Source organism: Undibacter mobilis (genome assembly GCF_003367195.1).
In the GTDB taxonomy this organism is placed as follows: Bacteria; Pseudomonadota; Alphaproteobacteria; order Rhizobiales; family Xanthobacteraceae; genus Pseudolabrys; species Pseudolabrys mobilis.
The window spans coordinates 2,259,311-2,285,786 of sequence record NZ_QRGO01000001.1 but is presented as its reverse complement, the minus strand read 5'-3'; the positions used below and the strand labels follow the sequence as shown (position 1 = coordinate 2,285,786).

General features: G+C 61.6%; 25 protein-coding genes. 5 read left to right on the top strand and 20 right to left on the bottom strand.

The annotated features are described in order from the left end of the window. Window positions 1-51 precede the first annotated feature (51 nt). From DXH78_RS10825 to DXH78_RS10765, 13 genes are all read right to left on the bottom strand, one after another. Entirely contained in the window at window positions 52-957 is a 906-nt protein-coding gene (locus DXH78_RS10825) for a beta-keto acid cleavage family enzyme (RefSeq protein ID WP_115517036.1), read from the bottom strand. Window positions 958-991: 34 nt separating this feature from the next. Then, window positions 992-1,864: an MBL fold metallo-hydrolase gene (locus DXH78_RS10820; RefSeq protein WP_115517035.1), complete on the bottom strand. Its 873-nt coding sequence runs from the start codon at window positions 1,862-1,864 to the stop codon at window positions 992-994. Further along, window positions 1,861-2,661, bottom strand: coding sequence for an alpha/beta fold hydrolase (locus DXH78_RS10815; protein ID WP_210209538.1), 801 nt, complete (start codon window positions 2,659-2,661; stop codon window positions 1,861-1,863). Before DXH78_RS10815 ends, DXH78_RS10820 begins: the two co-directional genes overlap by 4 nt. A gap of 114 nt (window positions 2,662-2,775) precedes the next feature. Next, on the bottom strand, window positions 2,776-3,393 hold the full coding sequence (locus DXH78_RS10810) for a glutathione S-transferase (protein ID WP_115517033.1): 618 nt from the start codon (window positions 3,391-3,393) through the stop codon (window positions 2,776-2,778). A 1-nt stretch (window position 3,394) separates the two neighbouring features. Next, complete coding sequence (locus DXH78_RS10805) at window positions 3,395-5,068, bottom strand: dihydroxyacetone kinase family protein (RefSeq protein WP_115517032.1); 1,674 nt, start codon at window positions 5,066-5,068, stop codon at window positions 3,395-3,397. A 15-nt stretch (window positions 5,069-5,083) separates the two neighbouring features. Beyond that, entirely contained in the window at window positions 5,084-5,782 is a 699-nt protein-coding gene (locus tag DXH78_RS10800; RefSeq protein WP_115517031.1) for an ATP-binding cassette domain-containing protein, read from the bottom strand. Next, window positions 5,779-6,549: an ABC transporter ATP-binding protein gene (locus DXH78_RS19875; protein ID WP_168192774.1), complete on the bottom strand. Its 771-nt coding sequence runs from the start codon at window positions 6,547-6,549 to the stop codon at window positions 5,779-5,781. The genes DXH78_RS10800 and DXH78_RS19875 overlap by 4 nt, the downstream gene beginning before the upstream one ends. Further along, entirely contained in the window at window positions 6,546-7,406 is an 861-nt protein-coding gene (locus tag DXH78_RS10790) for a branched-chain amino acid ABC transporter permease (RefSeq protein WP_115517030.1), read from the bottom strand. Before DXH78_RS10790 ends, DXH78_RS19875 begins: the two co-directional genes overlap by 4 nt. A gap of 10 nt (window positions 7,407-7,416) precedes the next feature. After that, a complete protein-coding gene (locus DXH78_RS10785) occupies window positions 7,417-8,292 on the bottom strand; it encodes a branched-chain amino acid ABC transporter permease (RefSeq protein WP_115517029.1) in 876 nt (291 codons plus the stop codon). 21 nt (window positions 8,293-8,313) lie between these two features. Then, on the bottom strand, window positions 8,314-9,615 hold the full coding sequence (locus DXH78_RS10780) for an ABC transporter substrate-binding protein (RefSeq protein ID WP_115517028.1): 1,302 nt from the start codon (window positions 9,613-9,615) through the stop codon (window positions 8,314-8,316). Window positions 9,616-9,715: 100 nt separating this feature from the next. Then, window positions 9,716-11,218 (bottom strand): tripartite tricarboxylate transporter permease, encoded by a 1,503-nt coding sequence (locus DXH78_RS10775; RefSeq protein ID WP_115517027.1) that lies wholly within the window; start codon window positions 11,216-11,218, stop codon window positions 9,716-9,718. A 3-nt stretch (window positions 11,219-11,221) separates the two neighbouring features. Continuing rightward, window positions 11,222-11,677 (bottom strand): tripartite tricarboxylate transporter TctB family protein, encoded by a 456-nt coding sequence (locus tag DXH78_RS10770; protein WP_115517026.1) that lies wholly within the window; start codon window positions 11,675-11,677, stop codon window positions 11,222-11,224. Between the two features lie 73 nt (window positions 11,678-11,750). Further along, window positions 11,751-12,758 (bottom strand): Bug family tripartite tricarboxylate transporter substrate binding protein, encoded by a 1,008-nt coding sequence (locus DXH78_RS10765; RefSeq protein WP_115517025.1) that lies wholly within the window; start codon window positions 12,756-12,758, stop codon window positions 11,751-11,753. Window positions 12,759-12,835: 77 nt separating this feature from the next. Between DXH78_RS10765 and DXH78_RS10760 the strand changes: the two genes are divergently transcribed. Further along, entirely contained in the window at window positions 12,836-13,792 is a 957-nt protein-coding gene (locus DXH78_RS10760) for an alpha/beta fold hydrolase (RefSeq protein WP_115517024.1), read from the top strand. A 343-nt stretch (window positions 13,793-14,135) separates the two neighbouring features. On the opposite strand, the gene DXH78_RS10755 is transcribed toward DXH78_RS10760, so the two are convergent. Continuing rightward, window positions 14,136-14,828, bottom strand: a complete 693-nt coding sequence (locus DXH78_RS10755; protein ID WP_168192773.1) for a DUF2778 domain-containing protein — start codon at window positions 14,826-14,828, stop codon at window positions 14,136-14,138. 529 nt (window positions 14,829-15,357) lie between these two features. After that, window positions 15,358-15,600 carry a hypothetical protein gene (locus DXH78_RS10750; protein ID WP_115517022.1) on the bottom strand — a complete coding sequence of 81 codons (243 nt, stop codon included), beginning with the start codon at window positions 15,598-15,600 and terminating at the stop codon, window positions 15,358-15,360. 308 nt (window positions 15,601-15,908) lie between these two features. Here DXH78_RS10750 and DXH78_RS10745 point away from each other — a divergent pair, with 308 nt between their 5' ends. Next, the gene (locus DXH78_RS10745) at window positions 15,909-16,637 is read left to right on the top strand and encodes a Crp/Fnr family transcriptional regulator (RefSeq protein WP_115517021.1); all 729 of its coding nucleotides are present in this window, start codon (window positions 15,909-15,911) and stop codon (window positions 16,635-16,637) included. 9 nt (window positions 16,638-16,646) lie between these two features. Here the strand turns inward: DXH78_RS10745 and DXH78_RS10740 are convergent, their stop codons facing one another. Then, window positions 16,647-17,672 (bottom strand): TIGR01620 family protein, encoded by a 1,026-nt coding sequence (locus DXH78_RS10740; protein WP_115517020.1) that lies wholly within the window; start codon window positions 17,670-17,672, stop codon window positions 16,647-16,649. Beyond that, a complete protein-coding gene (locus DXH78_RS10735; RefSeq protein WP_115517019.1) occupies window positions 17,669-19,126 on the bottom strand; it encodes a YcjX family GTP-binding protein in 1,458 nt (485 codons plus the stop codon). Before DXH78_RS10735 ends, DXH78_RS10740 begins: the two co-directional genes overlap by 4 nt. Window positions 19,127-19,193: 67 nt before the next feature. Between DXH78_RS10735 and DXH78_RS10730 the strand changes: the two genes are divergently transcribed. Both DXH78_RS10730 and DXH78_RS10725 read left to right on the top strand, forming a co-directional pair. Further along, window positions 19,194-19,685, top strand: a complete 492-nt coding sequence (locus DXH78_RS10730; protein ID WP_115517018.1) for a thioesterase family protein — start codon at window positions 19,194-19,196, stop codon at window positions 19,683-19,685. Between the two features lie 129 nt (window positions 19,686-19,814). Then, a complete protein-coding gene (locus DXH78_RS10725) occupies window positions 19,815-22,589 on the top strand; it encodes an ATP-dependent helicase (RefSeq protein WP_115517017.1) in 2,775 nt (924 codons plus the stop codon). A 168-nt stretch (window positions 22,590-22,757) separates the two neighbouring features. Here DXH78_RS10725 and DXH78_RS10720 read toward each other — a convergent pair whose 3' ends face one another. The 3 genes from DXH78_RS10720 to DXH78_RS10705 form a co-directional block, all read right to left on the bottom strand. Continuing rightward, window positions 22,758-23,264, bottom strand: a complete 507-nt coding sequence (locus DXH78_RS10720; RefSeq protein ID WP_115517016.1) for a lipocalin-like domain-containing protein — start codon at window positions 23,262-23,264, stop codon at window positions 22,758-22,760. Between the two features lie 210 nt (window positions 23,265-23,474). Continuing rightward, complete coding sequence (locus DXH78_RS19635; protein ID WP_147292613.1) at window positions 23,475-24,542, bottom strand: hypothetical protein; 1,068 nt, start codon at window positions 24,540-24,542, stop codon at window positions 23,475-23,477. A gap of 1 nt (window position 24,543) precedes the next feature. Then, window positions 24,544-25,821 (bottom strand): KAP family P-loop NTPase fold protein, encoded by a 1,278-nt coding sequence (locus tag DXH78_RS10705; protein ID WP_115517013.1) that lies wholly within the window; start codon window positions 25,819-25,821, stop codon window positions 24,544-24,546. Between the two features lie 197 nt (window positions 25,822-26,018). Between DXH78_RS10705 and DXH78_RS10700 the strand changes: the two genes are divergently transcribed. Beyond that, on the top strand, window positions 26,019-26,408 hold the full coding sequence (locus tag DXH78_RS10700) for a CAP domain-containing protein (RefSeq protein ID WP_168192772.1): 390 nt from the start codon (window positions 26,019-26,021) through the stop codon (window positions 26,406-26,408). The last annotated feature ends 68 nt before the right edge of the window (window positions 26,409-26,476 follow it).

Genomic DNA, 26,476 nt, shown 5'->3' with positions numbered 1-26,476 from the left:
GGAGGTAACGTCGAGACATCACCGCCGCGGCTGCGGCATCCACAACCCTGCTTACAGGTGCAGGATTTTCCTGGCTTCCGCCGAGGTCGCCATCTCGATCCCAAATTCGCGGAAGATCCGGCCCATCTTCTCAACCTGAGCGGCGTTGGACGCGAATGGGACTCCGGGGAACTCGAACAGATTGTCTTCTTGGCCGACTCGGACATGGGTGCCCATCAGCGCGCCATTAGTCGCCGCTCGGATGTTGCCGGTCCCAGTGCCGTGCGTAAACAGGATCAGATCGTCGCCAAAGAGCCGCTCGGCTGTCCGTTTCATGTGCAGCAGATGATCGATATCGGACGGAATGCCGCCAAGGATTCCCGTCAGGAACTGCACGATGATCGGCTTCTTGACGTTCTTGGTGCTGAGATGGCGCTCAAGAATGTAGAGATGGCCGACATCGTAGCACTCGAACTCCATGGCGATGTCATTGTCGATCAGGATGTCAATCATCCGGGCAATCTTGCCGAAGCTGTTCGACGTGACGATCTCGTAGCTCTTCGGTCCAAACGCCTCGCGCTCCCACTCGGTGTTGAAAATGGAAACGCCCTGGTTTTCCGCCTTGCGGAACAGGCCGTAGTTCATCGAACCGACGATGACGGTTGCGATGTCAGGCCGCAGGTTCAGAACCGCCTCGAGCCGCGACTCCGCTGTCGAACCGAGGGAAGCCGACATATTGATGATGGCGTCGGTCTTCTCGCGGATGTGCGGGATGAACTCGCGCCATACGGAAATGGCGTTGGTCGGCCGCCCGTCCGGCTCGCGCGCATGAAGATGGACAATCGCGGCGCCGGCCTTCACCGCGTCGACGGATTGCGTTCTCATTTCTTCGCCGCTCACCGGCAGCGCCTTCGACATGGAAGGTGTCAGGGACGCGCCGGTGATGGCGCAGGTAACGATCGTCTTGCTGTTTGCCATGTGACTACTTCTTTGCTCTTGGGATGAAGGGTTCTCAGACCGCCGGCTCGTAGGCGAACGCGTCGCCCTGGCGCCGGATGAAGCCGCAGTGCGGCGGCGGGAAATGACACGGCATGACCAGCGCTTCGGTCCTGCTCGCTTCGTGGAGGAATTTCAGACGGGTCGCCTTGGCCTCATCGGGCAGCACGCAGAACGCCGTGTTCCAGCCGGGATTGAGGACCTGCACCGGGTGATGGAGGATGTCGGCCGAGAAAACACCGGTCTCGCCGCGCGAGCGAAGCCAGTAATTGAGTTGGCCCGGCGTATGGCCGATCGCGTCGGTCACCTGCAGGCAGTCTGCAACCTCCGCCTGGCCATTGATGAAATCGGCGAGGCCGGCGTCGAGAATGGGCTGCACACTGTCGGAGAAAGACGGCTCTCCTGCCTTACCGCTCTCACTCAAATCTTTGAAGTAGTCGAAGTCGCGCTTGGGCATGAGATAGCGCGCATTGGGAAAGGTCGGCACCCAACGGCCATTGTCGAGGACGGTGTTCCAGCCGACGTGATCGCTGTGGAGGTGCGTCATCACGACATGCGTGACCTGATCGGGCTTCACACCAGTCGCTTCGAGCCACGCCGGCAGCAGCGTGTTGAGCTGGTCCATGCGTGCGGCCGGCCGTGGTTTGCCATTGCCGACGCCGGTGTCGACGACAACGATATTGGGCGGGGCAAACACGACCCATATCTGGATGCCAATGACGAACCGGTTCATTTCCGGATACCAGTGCATCGGCGGAAGTTCGGCTTCGCGTCGACCGAAGACCGCACGGTCGAACTCCGGAAACACAACTTCGGGCTGATGAGTCGGACCGAAATACTCGACGATGTTCGCAACCTTGATGTCACCGATGCGCCAGTTTCCGATCATGCCGCTTCTCCCGCCCGAGACCCCATGACGTGCGTTACGAAAGCTGCAAGCTCTTGGGCGACCGCGTCCGGCGCCTGATCCGGCATGTGATGACCGGCTTCGATGACCACCAGCCGCGCGTTTGTCGCGAGGTCGAGAAGCTCGCGGACGTAACTGGTCGGCCGCAACGGATCGAGCCGCCCGCTGATGCCAAGTATCGGACAAGCGACCTTCGGCACGTCTCCGCGAAGGTCCATGCCCGCCAGCATCAGGAAATGCGCGCGAAGACTTTCCGGATCGTTTGCCAGCCAACGCGCGCGGAACATCTCGAAATACGCCGCGTCGACGGCGCGAAAAGACTCTGGATAGCCGCTCGCCAGCGATTCCTCGACGATGCCGTGGGTGCCGGCTTGACGCAGATGCTCGGCACGCGCTCGCAACGCCGGCAGATTCTCCGGCGTCACGCTGAGCGCGGGGTTCATCAGCACAAGGCCGGCACTGCGTTCCGGATGGCGAGTAACAAAGCTCAACGCCACCGCGGCGCCAACGGCGCAGCCGGCCACGACCGCCCTTTCCGTGACGCCCACTGTGTCAAGCAGGGCCGCCAGATCGTCGGCAAGTTGATCGACGCGGATGCCCTCTCTCACTTTCTCCGACATTCCCGCGCCACGCATGTCAAAGCGGAATATCCGGAAGCGGTCCTGAAGCAGCGGCACCACACGGTCCCAGGATTCGATCATCCCGCCCATTTCGTGGATGAGGATCAGGAAGGGGCCATCCGATCCGTCGCATCTGTACCGGAGCGCCACCCCACCCACCTCGCACCAACCTCCTGTCATTTCACACCTTTGTTCCTATATGAACCGGTTCATAGTCCAGAAACACTCCCCGGTCTACTGTCTCAACCGACTCCGGCGGCGCTTACGCACTCTTCAGTAAACGTCAGCGAAAGCAGTCTCGACGAAGGAGGGACGCTTCGAGAATTCCGCGAACCACCGGGAGAGCCGCGGCTGGCTTTCGCGCCAGGCAAACGTGTCGAGGCGAAAGTCCAGATAGGCCAAGGCACTCGCGGCGGCCGCATGCGCCAGCGTCAGCCCTTCTTCTTCGAAGAATGCAATGTCCGCCTCGAGAGCATTAAGACCCGACGTCACGCGAACCGCGCTCGCGGCGACGATTTGTTCATCCCTGAGCTCCTGCGGCTTGCGGCGTTCGCCGTTCCACATCACGCAAGTTTCAGTGAGCGCGTCGATCATCGAATGACGCGTCAGCACCTGCCAGCGGCCGGGGCCGGAAGCTGGCAGAAGCGCGCCCTTGCCGAAACGATCGTCGAGGTACTCGCAGATAACGCGTGAATCGTAGATCGCCTGCCCGTCGTCGGAGATCAGGGCCGGTATCTTGCTGATGGGATGAAAGGCCATCACTTCGGCATTCGGCTTGGCCGGGTGTACCACCGTGCGGACATGTTCAATACGCTCGGCGATCCCGAGCTCGTGGGCAACGATCATCACTTTGCGCACAAAGGGCGACCGGCTTGACCAGAACAGCTTCATGTCAGCCGAGCGCCTCGCTGATCGCCGCCATCCAGATGGTAACCGCTACCGCGCCGCCATCCGGTACACCGACGGCGCGGTCGCCCAAATAGCTCGCGCGGCCGAGCCGAGGATACATATCCGCCGTGCGGAGCGCGCCGCCTTCAGCGGCCCGGACGGCATCGGGCCACGAACCGTCCAGCCATGCCTGGCTTGCCGGGATGAGCGCATCGAGCATGGTGCGATCCCCTTCCCTGCCGCCGCCAAGCTCAGCGATCGCCGCAACGCCACGCGCAAAGGCCGCACGCCATTGCTGCTCATCCGGTGTGTCGGCGCCAGAAAGGCTCTTCGATGCGCGCAGCAGCGCGGTCGCATAGAAAGGTCCGGAGCTTCCGGCAATGACGCGGCGAAGCGTTTCGCCGATCGCAAACAACAGCGGTGCAGGCGACGCGAAACTGAACGCCGGCAACGTCCGCAGCGCCGCCGCGCCGCGCGCCATGCTGGCGCCGAGATCGCCGTCGCCGGCGCGGCTGTCGAGATCGGTCAGATGGCGCTCGGCGTTCTCCAGCGCATTTGCGACGTGGTCGACCACACGCCGCATGGTCTGCGAGAGCGGTCCATCGACAGCCACGCCCTCCGGCTGCTTGTTCACCGGTGGTGCGGCGACCACACGCGGCGTTGCGGCAACCTTGCCGGACCCCGGCCAGGCCATCGCCTGTGTCGGATCGTCCAGCAGGCCGGTCAATTCACCATCCAGCAGCAGAAGCGAGATGGAGCATCCCGGCATTTCCAGCGCGGTCATGAGTGCGCCGGTCCAGGCCCGGCCAACGACAAGGCCGCGCGACTCAAGTTCACCGAACGCCGCGCGCGTGACAATGGCAAGCTCCATCGGCGTCGTGGCGCCAAGCCCATTGACCAGCAACGCAACCGGCTCGCCTTTGGCCGGCTTCATCTCGTCGAGAAGCGGCTCCAGCATCGCTTTGACGATCGCGTCGGCGCTGGACATGGACGTCCGGCGCACACCCTTTTCGCCGTGAATACCGAGACCAAATTCGATCTCATCGGCGCCAAGCTGGAAACTCGGCACCCCGGCGGACGGCACGATGCAGGACCCGAGGCCGACACCCATCGTGCCGACGCGATCTGCTGCCCTGCGCGCCAGCGCCGCGACCGTCGCCAAAGTATGACCTCTCCCCGCGGCGGCTCCGGCGACCTTGTGAACCAGAATCGTCCCGGCGATGCCCCGGCGTCTTTCCCGCGTCACCGTATCGCGAAGCGCGACATCGTCGGCCACGACCACGATCTCGACCGGAATGCCATCCTGTCGGGCTAGCTCTGCCGCCAGACCGAAGTTCAAACGATCTCCTGTGTAATTCTTGACGATCAGCACGGCGCCCGCCGGTCCCGCGGTCGCACGGATCGCCGCGTGCACCGCGTCGACGCTGGGCGAGGTGAAGACATCCCCAGCAATGGCGGCGCTCAGCATTCCCGGCCCGACATAACCAGCGTGGGCGGGTTCATGGCCGCTGCCACCGCCGGACAGGACGGCAACGGGACGCGATGCCGGATCGGGCGGCAGCTCCGCGCGCATCACCACGGTCTCGCCTTCCAGAAGCGCGAGACCCGGCGAAACCTGGACCAACCCCTCCAGCATCTCGCGCACCACGTCGCGAGGATCGTTGATCAGCTTCTTCATATCACCCGCGCCCGCTTAGAAATAACCCCAGAGATTGATCGTCTCTGCGTCGGCCTTGCTGCCGTTGAAGACAAGCCGGCCGCTGTTGATGATCATCACGTGATCGGCGATGTTCATCGCCGAGGCGATCTTGTGCTCTATCAGAATAGCCGAGACGCCGAGACGGCCGCATATCTCGCGTATCTTGCCGAACAACTCCTCCACGAGGTCGGGCTGCAGCCCGACCGACGGCTCTTCCAGCAGGATGCAGCGCGGCGACCCGAGCAGAGCCAGCGCAAAAGCGAGGATCTGTTGCTGTCCGCCGCTCAGCTCGCCTGCGACAGAATTCCTGAGTTTCGCGAGGTTGGGCAGAAGCGCATAGACGTCATCACGGCCGATCTTGCTGCCGCCGGGCGTGCAATTGCGCTGCGCAACGATATCGATGCTGTCTTTCACGCTGAGATCCGGAAAGATGCCGCGCCCTTCCGGCAACAACTTGATGCCGCGGTCGAGCCGGGCGCCGATCGGCAGCTTGTCGATGCGCTCGCCGTCGAGCAGCAGTTCGCCCTCCTGCACCGGAATGAGCCCGATGACGGCTTTCAGCGTTGTGGATTTGCCGGCGCCGTTATGACCGAAGAAAGCGAGGATCTCCCCGTCCTTCAGCGTGAACGACACCTTGTCTAGGATGGCCTTGTCGCCATAACCGGCGACGAGATCGCGCGCTTCGAGCGTCATCGGCTGGCGCCTTTTCCGAAATAGATTCGGCCAAGTTCTTCATTCGCGACGATTTCAGCCGGCGTTCCGCGGGCCATCAGATGGCCGCGATGAAAGAACAGAACCTCGTCCGCGATGCGTTGAACGATCTGGGTGTTGTGTTCGACCACAAGCAGGGTCCGGTTCTGGGCCTTCAGCTTGTGGATCAACTCGACCATCGCGTCGAGCGCTCCGGCCGCGAGGCCGGAGGTCGGCTCGTCGAGCAGCACAAGTTCGGCTCCGGTCGCCAATACCCGCGCAATGCACAGAAGTTTCTTCTGACCGTAGCTCAGGCTGGAGGCGGCGGCGTTCAGCTTGTGACCAAGCCCCACCTGTTCGAGCAACGTGGCCGCTTCCGCCGTCTTCCGGCGCAGCACCGCATTGGTGTGGAACGGCCTGAAGATCGCGGTCAACGGATCGTTGGCGCTCTCGTCCTTGAGGCAGACCATGACGTTTTCGAGCGCGGTCAGTTCCTCGAAGAGCTGAAGGTTCTGAAACGTACGCGCGATGCCCCTGTCGACCCGATGATGTCGCGAAGCCTGGGTGATGTCTTCGCCCTTGAATGTGACCGACCCGGTGTCCGGCCGGATGAAGCCGGTGATGACGTTGAAGATCGAGGTCTTCCCGGCGCCGTTGGGGCCCACCACACAGCTCGTCCGCAGCGGCTCGATGTCGAAACTGCAATCGTCGAGGGCGACGAGACCGCCAAAGCGCTTGGTGACATTCGTCACGGAGAAGTAAGTCGTCACAGCTTCCTCCCCGCAATGCCTTGCGGTCGCCAGAGCATGAAGGCGATCAGGATGACGCCGTAGACGAGCTGGCGCACCGGCCCAACGATCGTCGAGGGAATGTCGATCATGGCCAGAAGCTGCGGAATGGCCTGCAACAAGAACGGGCCGATAATCGATCCGGCTAGTGTCCGAGCGCCGCCGACAACCAACATGGTCAGCACCAGAACCGAGACGTGAATGTCGAAGGAAACGGGATCGATGAAACTGATATAGGTGGCATAAAGCGCGCCGGCGACGCCCGCATAGGCGCCGGAGACCGCGGCGACGCCGACCTTGGCGCGCAACACTTTCCGGCCAGCGGCAACGGCCGCCACTTCGTTCAGCCGGATCGCGTGCAAAAGCTTTCCATAGGGCGACCGCATCAGCAGCCAGAAGCTGGCGGCGATAACGATCAGACAACCGGTGGCCAAGGCCGCGAACTGCTGCGAGGACGCGAAGGCATAGCCGCCGATCTCGGCGATCGGAATGCCGACCAGCCCCGTGGCCCCTCCGGTGAGGTTCTGCCAGTTGATGAACACGGCCGTCGCGACAAGCTGCGTGCCGAAAGACGTGATGATGAAATAGTCTCCCGCCAGCCGCAGCGATGGCAGCGACGACAGCACGTTGATCGCGGCGCACATCACGATCGCGGCCAGCGCTGCAAGCGGAAAAGGCACGCCGGCCATCATGAGAAGGGCCGTCGCGTAGGCTCCAACGCCCATAATGGCCGCCTGGGCGACCGAAAAGATGCCGATCACGCCGATCAGCAGATTGGTCGACAGCGCCGCGATGGAGAAAATCTCGGCCAGAATGACGAAGGAGAGGAAGTAGTTCATCGCCCGGGCCTCAAACAGCCCGGCCGAAGCGGCTGCGGAACAGCCCTTGCGGCCTGAACAGGATGAACACGATGAAGATGCCGAACACCGCGGCTACGCTCCAGCGGCCCGACATGAAGGCAACCGACATCGATTGCACGACGGCAAGGACGATCGACATGCCGAACGCGCCCGGCAGACTGCCAATCCCGCCGGCGATCATGGCAATCACCGCAGTCAGCAAAACGAGAAGCGAGGTATAGGGCTGAAGCGCCTGGTCGACGCCGGTGAGCACGGCCGGCACGGCGACGATGGCCGAGCTTATCGCGAGCACAAGCGCGAAAACCTGCTTCGGCGCCAGACGGGTGATCTCGGCGAGATCGGGATTGGACGTGACCGCGCGGATGCGTTTGCCGAGCGTGGAGTGCCGGGAAAACAGTACCAACGCGACGACTATCACCAGACTCAACACGGCGATCAACGCCTGCGGATAGCTGAGCGAGATACTTCCGAAGCTCAGATGCGACAGCCGCCAGGGCAAATCGAACTGAACGATGTTGGGTGTGAACATAATCGCGACGACGTTCTGCAGCACCGTGAGCAAGCCGATCGAGGCGATCATCATCACCAGCGGCGATGCCGAGCTCCGCGCAAGCCGCTCGTAGAGCAGCCGTTGGGTGAGGTACCCGACGGCTGCCGCGGCGACGATCGCCAGCGCGAACGCGGCCATGAAGGGCACGCCGTTCGCTACCAGCCACCAGCTGACATAGGCGCTCAGCGTGTAAATCCCCGCATGGGCGACATGGAACGTCCCCGTGGTCGCGTAGAAGTAGGAGAAGCTCACAGAGACGAGCCCGATGGCGCATCCGCTGACAACGCCATCGATGAACAGTTGCAGGTAAAGCATCGCCGGCGGTTCCGTCCGCGCTCAGTTCGCGGACTGTGCGGTTTCGACCATGACGCGTTCCTTGCCCTTGTAGCGCAGGATTTCGACGGGCCGCGACGCGGTGTTGCTCTCGAAGTTGATCTTCGCCACCGGTGAATCAAACGTGCGGATCTTCAGTACGGCATCCCGCAGCGCCGGCCCGGTGATCTCACCGCCGTCGGCAAGCACCTTCTCCGCTGCCTTCAGGACGATATTGGTGGCGTTGAAATATTCGCGCGCGAAGAAACCCATGTCTTCCGCGTTGAACTGCTTCTTGAAGGCGGCGACGGTCGCATTGTCCGGATAGCCCGACTGAATGGCGGTCTGGTACCACCCCTCGGTGGACGCATGGCCGAAGAACGGCCGCGAGAAGGTATTGCCGATGCCCGTGGGAAAGCCCGGAATCTGGCCGACCTGGTTGGCCATCGCGTCGTGGCTTTGCGTGATGGCGATGTAGACGAAGTCCGGCTTGGCGGCGGCGATCTTCAGAAGCGTTGAGCGGTAATTGGTCTGGCCGAACTCCACCGGCTCCTCGGCGATGATCTTGCCGCCGGCTTCTTCAAAGTACTTACGGAAGTCGGTGCTGCCGTCGATGCCGGCTGCCGCGTTCTCATAAATGATGGCGGCCGTCTTGCCGATGTTCTTGATTGCGTATTTGGCGAGGACGCCTGCCTCCTGCCGCACCATGGGCAGCGTGTTGATCAGGAAAGGGGACGCATTCTCCAGCTTGTCGGTCTGCGCCGCCGGATTGACGACCAGCACTTGTCGCCGCGTGGCAAGCGGCGCGATGGCCAGCGAGATCGAGGAGAACGCTGTCAGCAGCGCCGGGACCTTTTCGAGATCAATCATGCGGTTGAAGGCAAGGACGGCCTGATCCGGCTTGCCCTGGCTGTCGTCGAACAGAATTTTGACGGGCACGCCCCTGATTCCGCCCCTGGCGTTGATCTGGTCGACAGCAAATTGGACGCCTTGCTGTTCTTCGATGCCGATCGGCGCGGCCGGGCCTGTCAGGGGCAGAAGCGCCCCGAAGAGCACTTGCTTGGGCTGCGCAAGGGCAGACGAACTGAATGCCAGCAGCACACTAAGAGCGGTGACGACGGACTTTCGCATGGTCTCCTCCCGATTTTTTGACTGGTCGGTCCGCCTGACCGGTGAGGTCTGACGCGCCAGGTTTGCCGCACCGGAACCGGCTGCGGCAGCCCTTCGTGGGGCTTCGGCAGGAGATTGATGAAGGAACAACGGCTTGTCAATGAACCGTTTCAATATTTTGATGCCGTTTGGTCTCCAGGCATCCGCGAATGTCATTAAATAGCCTATCGCATCGCAAGATTACGGGCGTTCGACGGTGAACTGTTTCAGAATATCGTCCTCGACGTCCGATTCGGATGAAATCGCGGACGAGCCCCTAGGCTTCCCGGAACGCTTCCTGACGCTTGCGCCGAAAGGCCGGCAGGACAAGCATGAAAAGCAGCGCGGCTGAGATGCAGATCAGCGCGGCGCTCACCGGCCGGGTCATGAAGATGATGGGGTCGCCGCGCGAAATCAGCATGGCCCGGCGGAGATTTTCTTCCAGTAACGGACCGATGATGAAGCCGAGCAGAAAGGGCGCCGGCTCGCAGCCGGACTTGCGCAGCATATAGCCGAACAGTCCGAGCAGCACCGCGAGATAGATGTCGAAGGACGCCGTGTTCACGCTGTAAACGCCGATGGCGCAGAACAGGAGAATCGCCGGGAAGAGCAGCCTGTAGGGCACGTGGAGCAATTTCACCCACAAGCCGATCATCGGCAGGTTGAGAATGACCAGCATGATGTTGCCGATCCACATGGAGGCGATCAGCCCCCAGAAGAGCTCGGGATTGGAATTCATGACCTGCGGGCCGGGCCGAATGCCGTGAACCGTCATGGCCCACATCATCATCGCAAGCGAGGCCGTCGGCGGAATGCCGAGGGTCAACATCGGAATAAAGGAAATCTGGCTGGCCGCATTGTTGGCGGATTCGGGCGCGGCAACGCCTTCGATCGCGCCGCGGCCGAAACTCTCGGGTTGCTTGGAGATTTTCTTTTCCAGCGTGTAGGAGGCGAAGGTCGAGAGAATGATACCGCCGCCGGGAATCAATCCGAGCAGCGAGCCCATGAGCGTACCCCGCGCCACCGCGGGCGCCGCGCGCCTGATATCCTCGCGCGACAGCCATAGCCGGCTGAGCTTCTGCGTCGAAACACCGTCCTCATGCCGCCGTTCGAGATTGGACAGGATTTCGGTAATGCCGAACACGCCAACCGCGAGCGGCACGAAATTGAGCCCTTCTGACAATTCGAAGAAGCCGAATGTGTAGCGCGCGGCGCCCGAATTGACGTCGGTCCCAATCGTGCCGAGCAACAAGCCGAGGAAGATCATGCCCAGCGCCTTCAGGAAGACGCCATTCGCCAGCACCACGGACGCAATGAGCCCGAGAAACATCAGCGCCGCATATTCGGGCGGCCCGAATTCGAGCGCAACGTCAGCCAAAGGCACAGCGGCAACCGCGATGATGACCGTTGCCACAGTGCCGGCGAAGAACGATCCGAGCGCCGCGATCACCAGCGCAGGACCCGCTCTGCCCTGACGCGCCATCTCGTAGCCATCGATGCAGGTGACGACCGCGGATGTTTCGCCGGGCATGTTGACCAGGATCGCCGTGGTCGAACCGCCGTATTGCGAACCGTAGTAGATGCCGGCGAGCATGATCAGGCCGCCGAGCGGCGGCAGAACGAATGTAAGCGGCAGGAGCAGCGATATGGTGGCGATCGGGCCGATGCCTGGCAACACGCCGATCGCCGTGCCGAGAAAACACCCGAACAGACCATAGAGCAGATTTTCCGGCGTCATAGCGACGCCGAGTCCGAGGACGATGTTGGACAGAAGATCCACGGATCAGCTCCAGGGAAAAACGGGAAGATTGAGACCAAGGCCGTAGACGAAGACGACGACGGCGACGACCACGAGCGCGGCCGCGACGACCAACAGCTCGATCGGCCTGACATCGGCCGTCGCAAAACCGGGCAGCACGACGACTGCAAATGCCGCCAGAACGATTCCGGCGACCGGCGCGAGCAGTCCGAAGAGGATCAGTCCGGCGGACACCAGAACCAGCGCCCGCAACGGCCAGGGCCCTGTCGATTCGCCGGGCCCGTCCGCGCGCATCGCCTGCAGGACGATCAGCAATCCGATGCCGATGAGAACAACGCTGATGACATGCGGGAAAAAGCCCGGCCCCATCTGCGAAAGCGTGCCGCGCGGATAGTTGCGGCCGATCCACAAAGCCACCGAACCGGTGACGATGAACAGAATGCCGGACCAGAAGTCCGACATCGCGAAAAGGCGCGGCATTGGTTGTCCCCCTTTGGTCGGCCCGTGAGCCGGGCTCACGGGCGGCGTCGTTCCAACGCTCGCTTAGCAACGGTCATTGAAGCTTTTCGGCGCCAGCCAGCTTCACCACGCGTCTGGCGTTCTCGCGTTCGGTCTTGATGAACGCGGCAAACTCCTGCGGCGTGCTGGCAATCACCTCGTAACCGAGCGTGTCGACATACTTCTTCTGGAATTCCGGATCGCTGAAAGCTGCATTCGCTCCTTTGGCGACTTGCTCGCGCAGCTCCAGCGGCGTGCCTTTGGGCGCAAGCAGGCCGACCGCGAAGCCAAGCCGGATCTGCGGGAAGCCCTGCTCCGCGAAGGTTGGGACGTCCGGCAGTCCGGGGGCCCGCTTCTTGCCGGAAACGGCGATAGGAATCATCTTTCCGGAATCGATGTGCTGCTTGGCGGTGACCACCGACACGATCAGCGCGTGGAGGTCGCGCGACAGCATTCCCTGCACGGCCGGGCCCATGCCCGTGTACGGGATATGCGTCATTTCGAATCCGCCGGCTTCGTTCTTCAGCCATTCCATACCAAGGTGGCTGCCGTCGCCGACGCCTGGCGAGCCGTAGTTATACTTGGATCCTTCTGCCTTCATCTTGGCGATGAAATCCTTCAGGTTGTTCACCTTGAGGGACGGCGACACGACCAGGATGGAATGAACGTTCATCAGGTGCGTGACCGGCTCGAAATCCTTTTCCGGGCTGAAAGGCAGTTCCTTGTAAACGAACTCATTCAGGAACAGCGCCGGATCGGTAGCGACCAGCATGGTGTAGCCGTTGGGCTTCTGGTGCACGACGTATTCCGCGCCGATATTCGAACCGGCACCGGCCTTGTTCTCGACGATGACCGACTTCTTCCAGTATTTGGCCAGACCATCGGCGACCGCGCGGCCGACCGTATCCGTTGCGCCGCCGGGCCCATAGGGAACGACCAGCGTGACGGGCTTGGCCGGATAATCCTCGGCGAGCGCGGGAGCTGTTGCAAGCGCTGTCGCGGCGGCGCCGCCAGCAAGACTGCGCAGCAAACTGCGACGTGAAATTCCTGCTTCGAAAGTCATCCGTTCCTCCCTTTGTGCGCGGCTCCGTATCCCTTCGACTGGGTCGGGCCTGCTTGGCACAGCGCTTGATATGTGTAATGAACCGGTTCAAAATGTCAAACGCGTTGGTAAAGAATCTCGCGAGTCATGAGCGCGGCGGACGAAGAGCAGGAGAAATGAACGTGCCGGACCGGATCGACGCAGGCTCAAATTGCTCTGCGACCATGTTCTCCGTCCCTGTCGTTGCGGTGCCGCGCCAGGCGCCGGCGCGTGAAGGCATGGCCGACCTCGGCCCGGTTCGTCTTTGGCATTGGGATACGGGCGGAGGCGGCGAAGCGGTGGTCCTTATGCACCCCGTTGTCGGCAGCGGTGCGATGTGGCTCTACCAGCAGCCTGCTCTCGCCGCCGCGGGCTATCGCGTCATCGGCTACTCGCGCCGAGGCCATTACCGGTCCGAGGCCGGACCGCAAAACGATCCGGGTACCGCGGCCGGCGACCTGCGGGCGTTGCTCGATTATCTAGGGCTTGAGCGGGTGCACCTGATCGGCAGTGCGGCAGGCGGTTTCGCCGCCGCCGATTTCGCGATCACGTTCCCTGAAAGGTTGAGCTCGCTGACATTGGCGACCAGTCTGGTAGCGGTTCAGGACGCATCATACATGGCCGCGACCGCGCCCCTCAGGCCCCATGCCTTCGAGAACCTTCCACGGGAATTCCGTGAGATCGGCCCTGCCTATCGTGCCGAAAATCCCGAAGGTCTGGCGCTTTGGCTTGCCATGACGGGTGAGGCCGTGGCAACGCCGGTCAAGCAGGCTTTCGCGAGCGCGCTCGATCTTGCGTCGCTCGCAATGCTCGATTTGCCGGTGCTGGTCCTCGCCTCCGACGCCGACATGTATGCCCCCCCTCCGGTAATGAAGCGACTTGCCGATGTTATTCCTGGCGCTCGGGTCGCGCTGGTGAGAGGTGCCGGTCACTCCGCCTACTGGGAGCAGCCACAGGCGTTCAATGACGCCGTGCTTGGCTTCCTGGATTCTGTCCGCACATCCCGACTGCGATAAGTGGTCTACGACCGCCCACGCTGATGAACATCGTCAACGGTGCGGCCGTTCGCGCCTCTACAACTTGCACGCTCGGACATCGTCAGGCGTCTCGAACGAGGGTCGAGTTAATGTCGACGAAACGAAAATCAAAAAGCGGACAAAGGTTTAGGTTTTTTTGGGGGGTGAATTAGTTTACGGCTGCGAACAATCCTGAAACGCCAGGATGGTTAGTCAGGTCGTAACTGCTATCCTGAGCTAAATTATTGATTGGTATTTTTTTCTCAATTCAGCACAGCAGATGAACTAACTTTAGGCCACCATCCCAGCGGGGGCCACCTGAACGCTCCTGCTCCTTGTCGGGCTATTGCGCGCTGGCGAGCAGGCGCGGCACCGGCTCGTCGATGCTACGCAGGACGATGATCTGGTTGAACTGTCCGTCCTCATAGGCCTTCAGGAACTTGTCGTACTCCCGAATGGAGATGCAGCCATTCGAGGCGCCCGCCTCGCCCAGCAAGTACGAATGCGCCAGAATGCCGTCCCGGCCGTACATCTTGCCTTCGCCGACGGGCTTCATGCGCAACGCACGAACGCCATGAAACGGTTTCTCCCGGAAGGTGACGGCATAGACGTTGGGTGGTGTCACGCCGACATTCTTGAGATGCACCGATTCAGGATCGTCCATCCAAGCGCCGAAGCCCGAATGCGCTTCCAGCTTGGTGCCATCCGGCAGATAGACGGCGCGCTTGGCGATATCGTACAGGGCTTTGTTGGGATGAGCCGCCAGCACGGCCTTTGCGGCACGGTCCGGATCGCCGAACAGTTTGTCCAGAATACCGGGCTCGGACGGCTCCGGTTGCGGCGGCAGCGACGCGACGCGCGGTTCGTTCACCGGCGGAGCGGCGGCGACAACAGCGGGCCGCGCCGTGCTATCGGGCCGCGGCAGCGGCAAAGGCGTTGCGACAGTCAGGCCGCTGGCATCGTTGCGTGTGAAGCGTGTCGCGAAAGGTGATGGCGTCGCGGACCAGAGCCAGCTGTCATCCCGCCTTTCTTGCACCGGCGCTCCCAGACGACCGACGAGCTGTGTCCACTCCTCGTGCCACCGTCGGTCAAAATCCGAGGCATGCGCCTGCGCAGCCGGAACTGCGGAACGCATCGAAGGCTGGGTAACCGCCGACCGGCCGGCGTGCAGGGGGAGATAAGACGCCGTCGCAGCAATCGCTCCCACGGTGGCGAAGCCGAGACACGCCCAGGACAAGGGAACAGCCGCCCGCGCCAAACCACGCGTGAGCAGAACCGGGACCGAACCGATTGTCGGTCCCGCAATCTCCAGGACAGCCTTCCCTCTGGCGAACAAAATCCGGGCGTCGAACATGCGTCGGTCATATTAGCGCGCCGCCGACCGGGTGAATACCCGGGTCATGAGCCGTGGAACTCGGCTCACCTGGTCATTATTCGGCCGTCTTCTTGGCGCTCGGGAGAAAATGCCCGGCATTGTTCAGGGCCCGGCCAGGGGTACTGGCCGGGCCCTGCTGGTCACGCAAAGGGCGCAACCGCAGCGCAGGCGGGGCTGGGGGCAAAGAGGCCTACGCTGACATCAGTTCCGCGCCGTTGGCGACATGAAGCCCGGACGTCGCTTGCGAACAGAGGCGAATGGGATCGCGCTCGCCCCGAATGGCCGCTCCAACGATGCGCAGCGCAAGCAGCTCGCGCGTCTGATAGTTTCGCGACAGATGGCGCAGCGAGCGGCAGGCGTCATCGAACGCCACCCCCATCACAAGGAGCGCGCTGTCGTCGAAGCATCCGTCGTCGGTATGAGCATAGTCCATGTTCACCTCCCTGAATGACCGGCGGGAGCGCGGTGTTGTCTCTCAGTCACCGTCAACTGAACTGTCCGGTGATGCTGACAGGTTAGGCCCTGGATCAACCAATAGCTGATCCAAACAGACCACTTTTCCGGTTTTTCGGGGCAATCGCGCGCAAAGGGACGAAGGCCGCGCCAGAGCGATCAATTCGCGCTGCTCTATGGCATTCCAATGAACTCAGTCCTATATCAGTAATAATACAATCACGACACTTAGGGCACAGTGCCACGCCGCTGCCGGTCGCGAATGACCTTCGTTTGAACGGAGCGACCATGCCGCGCGAGCCCAAATCCCGACTGCCTGCCAAGCGCAGCGCCCGCAAATCCGGCAAAAATGCGCCGTTCAATCCCTTGTCGTTTCTGAACACCGCAGGCCTTGGCCGCGACATCTGCAAATATTCGAAGAAAGAAATTGTTTTCGCCCAAGGCGCCGATGCCGATGCCGTCTTCTACATCAAGAAGGGCAAAATCAAAGTCTCCGTCATATCCAAGCAAGGCAAGGAAGCCATCGTCGCCCTTCTGGGGCGAGACGAGTTCGTCGGAGAAGGATGTTTGATCGGACAGGAAAAGCGTCTGGCGACAGCCTCGGCAATGACGGAATGCGAGTTGATGCGGGTGTCGAAGAAAGAGCTGCAACGGGTCCTGCGCGATGAGCCCACTTTCTCGCAGATGTTTGTCTCGCATATCCTGACCCGCAACGCCCGGATCGAAGAGAATTTGGTCGATCAACTGTTCAATTCGACTGAAAAGCGATTAGCGCGGCTGTTGTTGCTGCTGGCCAATTTCGGCAAGGACGGCAAGGCCGAACCCATTGTCGCGAAGATCAGTCAGGAGACTCTCGCGGAAATGATCGGGACCACCCGCTCACGCGTGAGCTACTTCATGAACAAGTTCCGCAAATTGGGCTTCATTGATTACAATGGACATCTTGAAGTCCACAACTCCCTGGTGGGCGTGCTTCTCGCCGATCATCCTCGCTCGGTCATTACCGCCAGCGCTTAAGGGACAAGGTCAGGGATTCTCCGCCGCCTTGCGGTTGAACAGATTACCGATCAGCGACGAGAACATGCCCGGCATTTCGCTCGGCTCGAACGGCACCGGCCGGCACATGCTCATGGTGATGAGACCGATGCGCGCCATGCGCTGGCCGGCATAGAGCGACTCGGCCGTGCTGGTCGCGAGCCGCTCGGCAATCGCGCCGCCGAGATGCTGGGCCAGCCCCATTCCGGCAAGGTCCACGATACCGAGCCGACCGGCCTCCACCACGAGACGACGCAGAAGATGAACGGTCGCGGCCGCGGTCGGCCGGTGGCCATAGACCGCGGCAACGGCGCGCACCATGCGCACCGCCATGGCGACGAAGAACACCACATCGGTGAAGGCCGTCGGCGACACCGCGGTGATGCCGAGCGCCTGCGCCGTCGTGCGGCGGACAATGGCTTCGGCGCGGCGGTCGAGCGGCGCCATCACCGTGCGCGACAGCATGTCGATCTGTTGCGCCGGCGTGTGATGCTGCTGCAACTGGCGCTGATAGGTTTCGATCGCACTTTGCGTCTCGCGGTCCTTCGGCACGACGCCGAGCACCTCGCGAACTGCATGGCGCATCTCAGCCGGCCGCAATGTCCTGGCGGCGAGCTTGTCGTGGATGGCCTCGACGCTGGTCAGCTTGACGAAACTTCGCACCTCGCGGCCGATGATGATCAGCGCGCCGCCGACGCCGGCAGCCACAGCCCCGCTCGCCAGCCAGCCCAGCGTGGCGCTGGAAGCGAAGGCATTGGCAATCCACTGATAGGCGTCGATGCCGAGCCAGCCGGCAATGGCGATGCCGATGCCCCACAGGCCGATGCGGCGCCAGCCGCTGCCGCGGCGCGGTTGCGGAGCGGCCGGCGCGACGACGGCGCGCTCGCGCGGCACGACGCGTTCGGTTTCTTCGGTGGCAAACACCATCGGCGAATCCGGCCGCGCCGCCATGCGCGCGTCGAGCACGTCTTCCTCGATGACGAAGGGCCTGCCTTGCTGTTGGCGCGGATCGCTCATTGCAGCCGGTCTCCGATCAGATAATCGAGCGCGAGATCGAGATTGATGTGCGGTATGCCGTCGACCGGCGCCGGATCGATCAGCGGCGGTTCGAAAACCGGAATGTCGAGAAACGGCGCGCCCCATTCGTCCGGCCGCGGCGGCCGCATCGGCACCTCGCCGCTTAAGAATTTCGCCTGTTTGGCCGAGCCGATCTTGCGGCCGACGACGACCTCGATGTCGCGGCCGTCGATGTGCTGGGTGGCTTCGACAGTCGAGGCTACGGAGGCGAGCGACATCACATCGATATCGGCATCGCGGCCGCGCGCGGAGAGCACCGGCAGCGCCGCCATGTTGCGCAGCAACGCGCTCATGTGCTCGCGCTGGCGGTCGGGAATATGATCGGCCTTGGTGGCGGCGAACAACACCTTCTCGACGCGCGACGAACCGAGAATGCGGGTCAGGATATTGTGCTGGCCGTAGCGGAAGCTCTGCAGAATGGCTTCGGTGGCCAGTCGCGTGTCCTCAAAGGCCTCACGGCCGGCGAGCAGCGCGCCCAGCACATCCACCAGCACAATCTGCCGGGCATAATTACGGAAATAATTGTCGTAAAACTTCTCGACGACCTCGCGCTTGTAGACTTCGAAGCGCTCCTGCATCAGGCCGCCCAGCGAGCCGGCGGTGAAGCGATCGACGCCATCGGCCACTTCAAGCGGCGCGAACCACAGATAAGGCGCATCCGCAAGCGCGCCCGGGCGGATGAAGCGGCCGGGCTGCAGATAGCTGAGGCCATGCTTGTCGCGCGCGGTGACGAGCAGCACGCGGTAAAGATCGTGCGCTTCCTTGGCCACGCTTTCGCTGGACGGCTCGGACGCCGGGTGCTCGCCAACAAACGCAAAGAAATCGCGTGCCAGCTCCGCACGCAGGCCGCGCTTCCACAGTGCCAGCGTCTGGCGCGACCAGTCGGCATAGCTCTGCGACAGCAGCGGCAGATCGAGCAGCCACTCGCCCGGATAATCGACGATGCGCAGCTTCAAGGTCGCGGCCTTGCCGCCAAGGGGACTGAGGAGCTGGCCGACGAGGCCGGTCGGCGCAAATCGGATATCGACTCCGATCTCCGAAATATCCGCAGTCGGCTCCGGCCATACCGAGGGCGTGCCGGCCATCGCCTCGATATTGGCGGCATAGGGAAAGCGCGGCAGCGTGTGAGCGCGCGCGGCTTCGAGCTGCGCGGCAATCAGCCGCCCCTCGCCTACTGCTCTGAGCAGCGGCATGCGGTTCGGGTTATGCAGCGCGCTGAGCAGATTGTGGACCAGCGAGGTGATGAACACCGTCTTGCCGGCGCGGGACAGGCCCGTCACGGCGAGCCAGACGGTCGAGCCCTTGGCCAGTTCGGTGAGATTCGGCGTACCGCTGAGCCAGTCCGGCAAGTCTCTCAAACCCGGAATGTCGCCGATGATCGGTATCTTGGCCATGATGCCCCGGTAGATGAATTGCGTGCCCTATTATAGATAGGGATCGTTTCGCGTTGCAGGAGCCCCGATGCCCAACTCAATAGCGGCACCCTTTTTGTCCTCGGTGATGGCCATCGAGCCCGCCTGGATCGACTATAATGGCCACCTGAACGTCGCCTACTACCAGGTGCTGTTCGACCGGGCGATCGACGAGCTGTATTTGCCGATCGGGCTCGGGCCGGACTACCTCAGGGAGACAAAGCACTCGACCATGGTGGTCGAGAGCCACGTCCGCTACCTGCGCGAGGTGCATCTCGAGACACCGCTGCGCATCACCGCTCAGCTCATCGGCTTCGACACCAAACGCTTCCACGTCTACCAGGAAATGCTGCATGCCGAAGAAGGCTGGGTGTCGGCAACCTGCGAAACCATGACGGTGCATGTCGACATGACGGCCAAGAAGGTCGCTTCGTTCCCGCCGGCGGTCATGGCGGCGCTCCAGCGCGTCAAGGATGCGCACGCCGTTCTGCCGGTTCCGGCCGCGGTCGGCCGCCGGATCGCGATGCCGGCGGCGAAATAACCGGCGAGTAATCCACAAGATCGACTAAACCGCTGATTTGCAGCCTGAAACGGCCGACAAATTCGGCCGCCGGGCCTCGAAATTGCGCCCTGCGAGTGCCATCTTGGCCTTGAAGGAATCGAATTTCTGATGGCCGACCCCAAACGCTTCGAACCCGCGCCCGCCCCGGCGCGCCCCGCCGCCGGCGGCATTGCCGCGCGCGCACAGGCCAAACGCGAGGCGCCCTATCTTGCCGCCTTGAACCCCGAGCAAAGGGAAGCCGTCGAAACGCTGGACGGTCCCGTGCTGGTGCTGGCCGGCGCCGGGACGGGGAAGACCCGGGTGCTCACCACGCGCATTGCGCACATCCTGAACCTTGGCCGCGCCCATCCGAGCCAGATTCTCGCCGTCACCTTCACCAACAAGGCGGCGCGCGAGATGAAGGAACGCGTCGGCCACATGGTCGGCGAGATCGTCGAGGGCATGCCGTGGCTCGGCACCTTCCACGCCATCGGCGTCAAGATCCTGCGCCGCCACGCCGAGATGATCGGGCTGAAAAGCGATTTCACCATTCTCGGCGTCGACGACCAGATCCGCCTCATCAAGCAGCTCATCGAAGCCGAGAAGCTGGACGAGAAGCGCTGGCCGGCGCGCGTCTTCGCGCAGATCGTCGACGGCTGGAAGAACCGCGGCCTCACGCCCGAGCAGGTGCCCGGCGGCGAAGCGGCCAGCTTCGCCAACGGCAAGGGCAAGAAGCTCTACGCCGCCTATCAGGAGCGCTTGAAGACGCTCAACGCCGCCGACTTCGGCGATCTGCTGCTCGAATGCATCCGCCTGTTCAAGGAACACCCGGATGTGCTCAAGCAGTATCAGAGCCGCTTCCGCTTCATTCTGGTGGATGAATACCAGGACACGAACGTCGCGCAGTATTTGTGGCTCCGGCTCTTGGCGCAGATGCCGACGACCGCCGCGCCATCCGGTGGCCTCGTCCTTCGAGACGCATCGCCAAATTCTTCGACGGGCCGCGCGGAGCGCGGACCCTATGGCGATGCTCCTCAGGATGAGGGTAAGGGTGCGGCGAATGACGCTTTTGATCCTCATCCTGAGGAGGCGCGCAGCGCCGTCTCGAAGGAAGAGGCCCAGGGCGTCAGCCTCGAAGACACATGGGGCGAGCCTGAAGCGCTGGATTCCGGTTCGTCGCCTTCGGTGGCGGCCCCGGGAATGACGGACAGAAAAAACATCTGCTGCGTCGGCGACGACGACCAGTCGATCTATGGCTGGCGCGGCGCCGAGGTCGACAACATCCTGCGCTTCGATCACGATTTCCCCGGCGCCAAGGTGATCCGCCTCGAGCGCAACTACCGCTCGACCGGCCACATCCTCGCCGCCGCCTCTACCCTCATCGCGCATAACGAAGGCCGTCTCGGCAAGACCTTGCATACCGAGGATGTCGACGGCGAGAAGGTCGAGGTCACCGGCGCGTGGGACAGCGAGGAAGAAGCCCGCGCCATTGGCGAAGAGATCGAGCAGATGCAGCGCGCCGCCCGCGACGAGGGCGCCGACCATCCGCTCGACGAGATCGCCATTCTGGTGCGCGCCTCGTTCCAGATGCGCGAGTTCGAAGAACGCTTCATCCAGCTCGGCCTGCCCTATCGCGTCATCGGCGGTCCGCGGTTTTACGAGCGCGCCGAAATCCGCGATGCGCTGGCTTATCTGCGCGTCATCGCCCAGCCGGCCGACGATCTCGCCTTCGAGCGCATCGTCAACACGCCCAAGCGCGGCCTCGGCGACGCCGCGCTGCAGATGCTGCACGACTACGCCCGCAAGCAGCGTATTCCGCTGACCGAAGCCGCCGCCATCATGTCGTCCACCGACGAGATGAAGCCGAAACCGCGCAATGCGCTGCGCGGCCTGATGGAAAGCTTCGCGCGCTGGCGCAAGCAGAAGGACACGCTGCCGCACACCGAGCTGGCCGAGATCGTGCTCGACGAGAGTGGCTACACCGAGATGTGGCAGAAGGACCGCTCGGCCGACGCCGCCGGCCGCCTTGAGAACCTCAAGGAACTGGTGCGCTCGATGGAGGAGTTCGAGAACCTCGCCGGCTTCCTCGAGCACATCTCGCTGGTGATGGACACGGCCGAAGGCGACAGCGAGCAGAAGGTCAGCATCATGACCTTGCACTCGGCCAAGGGCCTCGAGTTCGACACCGTGTTCCTGCCCGGCTGGGAGGAAGGCCTGTTTCCGCATCAGCGCTCGCTGGACGAACAGGGCAAGGCCGGGCTGGAGGAAGAACGCCGCCTCGCCCATGTCGGCCTCACGCGCGCGCGCAAGCGCGCCAGGATCTATTTCGCCACCAACCGCCGCGTCCACGGGATGTGGCAGAGCAACATCCCGTCGCGCTTTCTCGACGAGCTGCCGGCGCAGCATGTCGAGGTGAAGGAAGCGGCCGGCGGCACCGGCGGCTTCGGCATGAGCGGCTATGGCCCGTCGCGCTTCGACGAGGCCGGCGCCTTCGGCTCGAAATACACGACGCCCGGCTGGCAGCGCGCGCAAGGCCGGCGCGGCGCGGGCGGCTTCTCGGAGAACGGCCAGCCGCGCTATGTGCCGGACGGCGTGTTCAATCAGGATGAGGATTACGGCGATGACGTCGCGCCGCCGCGCTCTTCTTCACCTCCCCCTGGAGGGGGAAGGTCGGCGGCCGCAGGCCGCCGGGAGGGGGTGAAGCCCCGCGTGCCGCTGACCATCGAAGGCGAACTGATCGCCAAATCGTCCGGCCCGGCCTCCGCCTTCAAGACCGGCGACCGCGTGTTTCATCTCAAATTCGGCAACGGCAATGTCACCGCCGTGGACGGCAACAAGCTGACCATCCGCTTCGACAAGGCCGGCGAAAAGCGCGTGGTGGATAGTTTCGTGGAGAGGGTTTAGCGCTCGCTTGGGGCAAAGCGGCGCAACAAACTCCGCTTCACCTCTCCCCTGCGGGGAGAGGTCGACCGGGTGCAGCCCGGTGGGGAGAGGGGCATGGGCTTTTCCGTATCGCAGAGAAAGCCCCCTCTCCCCAACCCTCTCCCCGTTGGGGAGAGGGGGCGCGCCGAGCTACTCCCTCACCCACTCCAGAATGCCGACGGTCTTCTTGCCCGGCAGCACGGCGGATGAAATCTCCGGCGTCCTGATGACGAGATTGTCGCCCTTCACTTCGTAGAAGCGCACCTGTTTGGCCCGCTCGCCGGAGAACACCTCGTTGGCCGACATGTCCACGGCGGTGGTGATGGTGTTGCCCTCGAAGGTGGACTTGCCGGCGTAAGCGAGCACGCTGTCGAGCAGCGCCGCCTTCTCCTCATTGGTCGTCGCCGGCTTGCGGTTCGCGCCGGAGATGATGACCATGAAATCGCCCTGCGGCGTGACGATGAGCCGGCCCTTCGGGTTGTCGCCATAAGGCGGCTTGGTCTCGGTGGAGCCGACCACCTGCAGCACCCACTTGGTCAGCTTCCACGAACCGATCAGTTCCTTCGGGGCTGCATCCGCCATGGCCACTCCTGCGCTCAGCATCACGGCGGCGAGCGCAGCCACTGCCGTGCCGGCCTTCGATGTCTGGCTTTTCATGTGTCACTCCCTCGGCGCTTCTTGATGAGCGCACGCGGGAAGACTGACGCAAGCCCTGCGCGAAGTGAAGCGGTTTTATTGTTCAGAATTGTGTTCCGCGGCGGGGAACGGCACATGTGCTAGCTAAACTGGGCGGACAATTAACGCGATCAGGATCGAAGGCGGCGGAAGATTCGTATCGCGCGACCCGAAGGAGAAAAATCGGCACGTTTACTCCTCTTTTCCTCGCTTTAATGCTTCGATGAACTCGGCGACACGCCTCCTATCGGCTTCAGACGCGTCCCCATTTTCAGATAGGCGCAGGGCTTTAATTTTGAGAGCGTCAAGATCGACAACCGAGGACCAAAACTTGCCGACGTGCCGATAGTTTCCAGCACTTGACCTAACCAAAGACAATGGGATTTCTAAGAGTACCCTAAGGCTGTCGATATCTTGCATTCCCCTAGCCGTAAACTCTTTCACTTCACTCTCACGACCACAACTCCACCAAAACCAAATCAGGCGCGAGGGGTCCGCCTGCCGCCATAATTGCCCAGTTCCGGCTAGCACTTGAACACAATGCAACAACTCTTCTCGAAGCTCATCCCCGCCTTCTCCAAAATATTCTCTAGTCTGCTGCGATTCATCCCCCCTCGCGCCCGGATGACGATCCGTCGTATATGTTCTAACAAAATCGCAAAGAAGAGAAAGATCATCTGCTCTTGACACCGCAAACTTAAAACAGTCAGAGCGGCCCCTCTCATCCAAGGTGTCCCCGCCGCCCTTCAATATCCATCTCAACCTTTGGAAATTGTCTACCCCAAAAAAATCCGAACTCTCATCCCTATTCTTTATAAAATACGGACTTACGTTGGCAAAACCCAACAACCAAGTCGCTTTTAGTGGCCGCGCCACATCAAATGACACCGAGATTGCATCAAGAAGAACTTCACGTAGACGAGGCCGATCATATACCGGCATCGCCTCAATTTTCTTCGTCACATCTAACAATATTTCCTCGGGATTATCGGCCTCAACTATTCTATCAACTTCTTTCTTGGACCACATAACCCGCTGCGGATCTAACCCAAAGTAACTTTGCGTGTACGCCTTGTCTGATATTCGCCGCTCCTTTCGACGCGAACGATCACTCGTCGTATGAAATGAAACATAGGTTTTCAGAACCTCCTCAGCTTTGGGAAATAGAAACGCAATAACGTTTCTTGCACCTACAGGGTTAGAAGCTCGCCCGATAATGACCTGCAGTCGTTCAAGCCGCTCGCGCTTTCTCTCTTCCATTTTATTCTACCAAATCATCAATGTTTTGCCGAACCCAACGATAAACCTCCGGCTCATAAATCCTAAGCAACTCAATCATAAGCAGATCGACTATATTCAGGTGCTCAGCGAGAGATGACAGCGAGACTGCAATAACATTGACATATCTGCGAATGTCTCGCGGCGTTCGCAGGTAGTGCCTAAACAATTGTTGCCAAGTCCCAGCTAGGCGAGACTGGTCATCAGACGACAAGTTGCCCAAAATAGCTGTGAGATCAGCATCTAACAGGCGCGCAAGATCCTGTTGTGAGAGCGACGGTAAATGCACAGGATATTGCACGATTTTGCCGAGAAAATCGGCGCCGTCAATGTGGATAGCCTCGTGAATGAGAGCAGCCAATTTAATCTCGTCATACGCAAGCAAATAAATAACATTCGGAAGATCACCAAGGCTCTTAATCAATGAAACCATCTCCAACGCCTCTTGAGGCGTTAGCCGATCAAGGTCATCAACGACGACCAATACACGTCGGCCATCAAGAGCTGCGAGAATAGTCCGAAGCTTCTCTCGCAGCTCATACAGAGACGGCCCTGTAGACAACTCTCTTGCCACGGCTCCAGACCAATTGCCCCCCGCTGAAAAGACCTTTCCCAGTCCGACACCAGCAGTCGCCAACTCTAGAGCGCCGCCCGCCACTGGCGCTAGTTCGGATAATCTCTGAAGCACCGCCGCAAATGCCCTACGGACGTCATCACCGAGCCTCTCGCCAAGCACCCGCGCCATCTCGCTAAGCAATGCCACTGCCATTTCAGCTTTCACTGAAATAAGCCACGGCGAGAAGCGAAGGACTACAGTTCGTTGATTTTGTTCGACTGAGAACTTAAGCTGCCAGTACTGTTGAGCCGCTAATGCGTCCGCATCTGATTTAAGCCATCGGCGAAAATCGGCGATTCTTGCATCTCGCTGCCAATAATTTAGATTCAGATTCGACGCCTCCATCGCCTGCACTTGCGGGGCGACGCGCTCGTATATTTCGGACATCTGCTCAATCTCGTGAACAGAAAGCCGATCTCGTTCGCTATCTGACTGGGCCCGTTCCATTTCGATGTTTTGAAGAGAGCGAATTATTAATTCGATAACGCTTGATTTCCCCTCACCCCAGCTAGCGAGAATTGCGATAACAAACCCGTCCTTTGCGATGGAGAGTTGATCTATTGCGCGCGCGAGCTCTAAAGAAAAATTCGACCGACCCAAAATATCCTGTGACGGTTTGTAAATCGGTTTGTCGCTATACTTCATGATGAAAATTCTCGAAAGTTAATAAAACACGTCATTTTTTTCAGACCATAGCGCCTTTTACGGTCATAACGAAGGGTGATTATGTAAATCTCCACCACAAGATGCATCTCTCGCACTGCCTATGTCAGCACTTTCCGTCCGTCCCGATTGAGGTGCTAAGGTGTCGTCACCACCACTCAGTTGAGGAGCGTGTTGCGATGCCATTGCGCTCAATCACGATCCTCTTGTTACTCACCTCCCCCGCGCTAGCCCTCGACCTCAACGCCTTCCGCGCACAGCACAAACTGCCGCCGTTGTCCTATTCCACAACGCTCGCCGGCGCGGCCTATGAGCACGCGCGCGATCTGGCGCGGCGCGGCCGGCTCGATCACGACGGTTTCCGTCAGCGCATCGGCGCGCTGGTCAACGGCACGGCGGCGGAGAATGTGTCTTACGGCTGCGACGACCAGCCCTGCGCCATCCAGCAATGGTCACGCTCGGCGGGCCATCGCAGCAACATGCTGCTCAAAGGCATCACGGCTTACGGCATCGCGTCTGCGCGCGCCGATGACGGACGGCGCTACTGGGTGATGGTGCTGGGCAACTAAACTCCGGCCTCATCCTGAGGTGCGAGCCGCGCCAGCGGCGAGCCTCGAAGGATGGCGACGGGGCCGCC

Coding starts and splice junctions, on each gene's coding strand:
- DXH78_RS10770 (WP_115517026.1), bottom strand. CDS start 11,677: ATGCCGCGCCTTTTCGCGATGTCGGACTTCTGGTCCGGCATTCTGTTC.
- DXH78_RS10825 (WP_115517036.1), bottom strand. CDS start 957: ATGGCAAACAGCAAGACGATCGTTACCTGCGCCATCACCGGCGCGTCC.
- DXH78_RS10720 (WP_115517016.1), bottom strand. CDS start 23,264: ATGAAAAGCCAGACATCGAAGGCCGGCACGGCAGTGGCTGCGCTCGCC.
- DXH78_RS10730 (WP_115517018.1), top strand. CDS start 19,194: ATGCCCAACTCAATAGCGGCACCCTTTTTGTCCTCGGTGATGGCCATC.
- DXH78_RS10750 (WP_115517022.1), bottom strand. CDS start 15,600: ATGGACTATGCTCATACCGACGACGGATGCTTCGACGACAGCGCGCTC.
- DXH78_RS10740 (WP_115517020.1), bottom strand. CDS start 17,672: ATGAGCGATCCGCGCCAACAGCAAGGCAGGCCCTTCGTCATCGAGGAA.
- DXH78_RS10765 (WP_115517025.1), bottom strand. CDS start 12,758: ATGACTTTCGAAGCAGGAATTTCACGTCGCAGTTTGCTGCGCAGTCTT.
- DXH78_RS10810 (WP_115517033.1), bottom strand. CDS start 3,393: ATGAAGCTGTTCTGGTCAAGCCGGTCGCCCTTTGTGCGCAAAGTGATG.
- DXH78_RS10790 (WP_115517030.1), bottom strand. CDS start 7,406: ATGAACTACTTCCTCTCCTTCGTCATTCTGGCCGAGATTTTCTCCATC.
- DXH78_RS10760 (WP_115517024.1), top strand. CDS start 12,836: ATGAACCGGTTCAAAATGTCAAACGCGTTGGTAAAGAATCTCGCGAGT.
- DXH78_RS10725 (WP_115517017.1), top strand. CDS start 19,815: ATGGCCGACCCCAAACGCTTCGAACCCGCGCCCGCCCCGGCGCGCCCC.
- DXH78_RS10820 (WP_115517035.1), bottom strand. CDS start 1,864: ATGATCGGAAACTGGCGCATCGGTGACATCAAGGTTGCGAACATCGTC.
- DXH78_RS10735 (WP_115517019.1), bottom strand. CDS start 19,126: ATGGCCAAGATACCGATCATCGGCGACATTCCGGGTTTGAGAGACTTG.
- DXH78_RS10785 (WP_115517029.1), bottom strand. CDS start 8,292: ATGCTTTACCTGCAACTGTTCATCGATGGCGTTGTCAGCGGATGCGCC.
- DXH78_RS10745 (WP_115517021.1), top strand. CDS start 15,909: ATGCCGCGCGAGCCCAAATCCCGACTGCCTGCCAAGCGCAGCGCCCGC.
- DXH78_RS10780 (WP_115517028.1), bottom strand. CDS start 9,615: ATGACATTCGCGGATGCCTGGAGACCAAACGGCATCAAAATATTGAAA.
- DXH78_RS10805 (WP_115517032.1), bottom strand. CDS start 5,068: ATGAAGAAGCTGATCAACGATCCTCGCGACGTGGTGCGCGAGATGCTG.
- DXH78_RS19635 (WP_147292613.1), bottom strand. CDS start 24,542: ATGGAAGAGAGAAAGCGCGAGCGGCTTGAACGACTGCAGGTCATTATC.
- DXH78_RS10800 (WP_115517031.1), bottom strand. CDS start 5,782: ATGACGCTCGAAGCGCGCGATCTCGTCGCCGGTTATGGCGACAAGGCC.
- DXH78_RS10700 (WP_168192772.1), top strand. CDS start 26,019: ATGCCATTGCGCTCAATCACGATCCTCTTGTTACTCACCTCCCCCGCG.
- DXH78_RS10705 (WP_115517013.1), bottom strand. CDS start 25,821: ATGAAGTATAGCGACAAACCGATTTACAAACCGTCACAGGATATTTTG.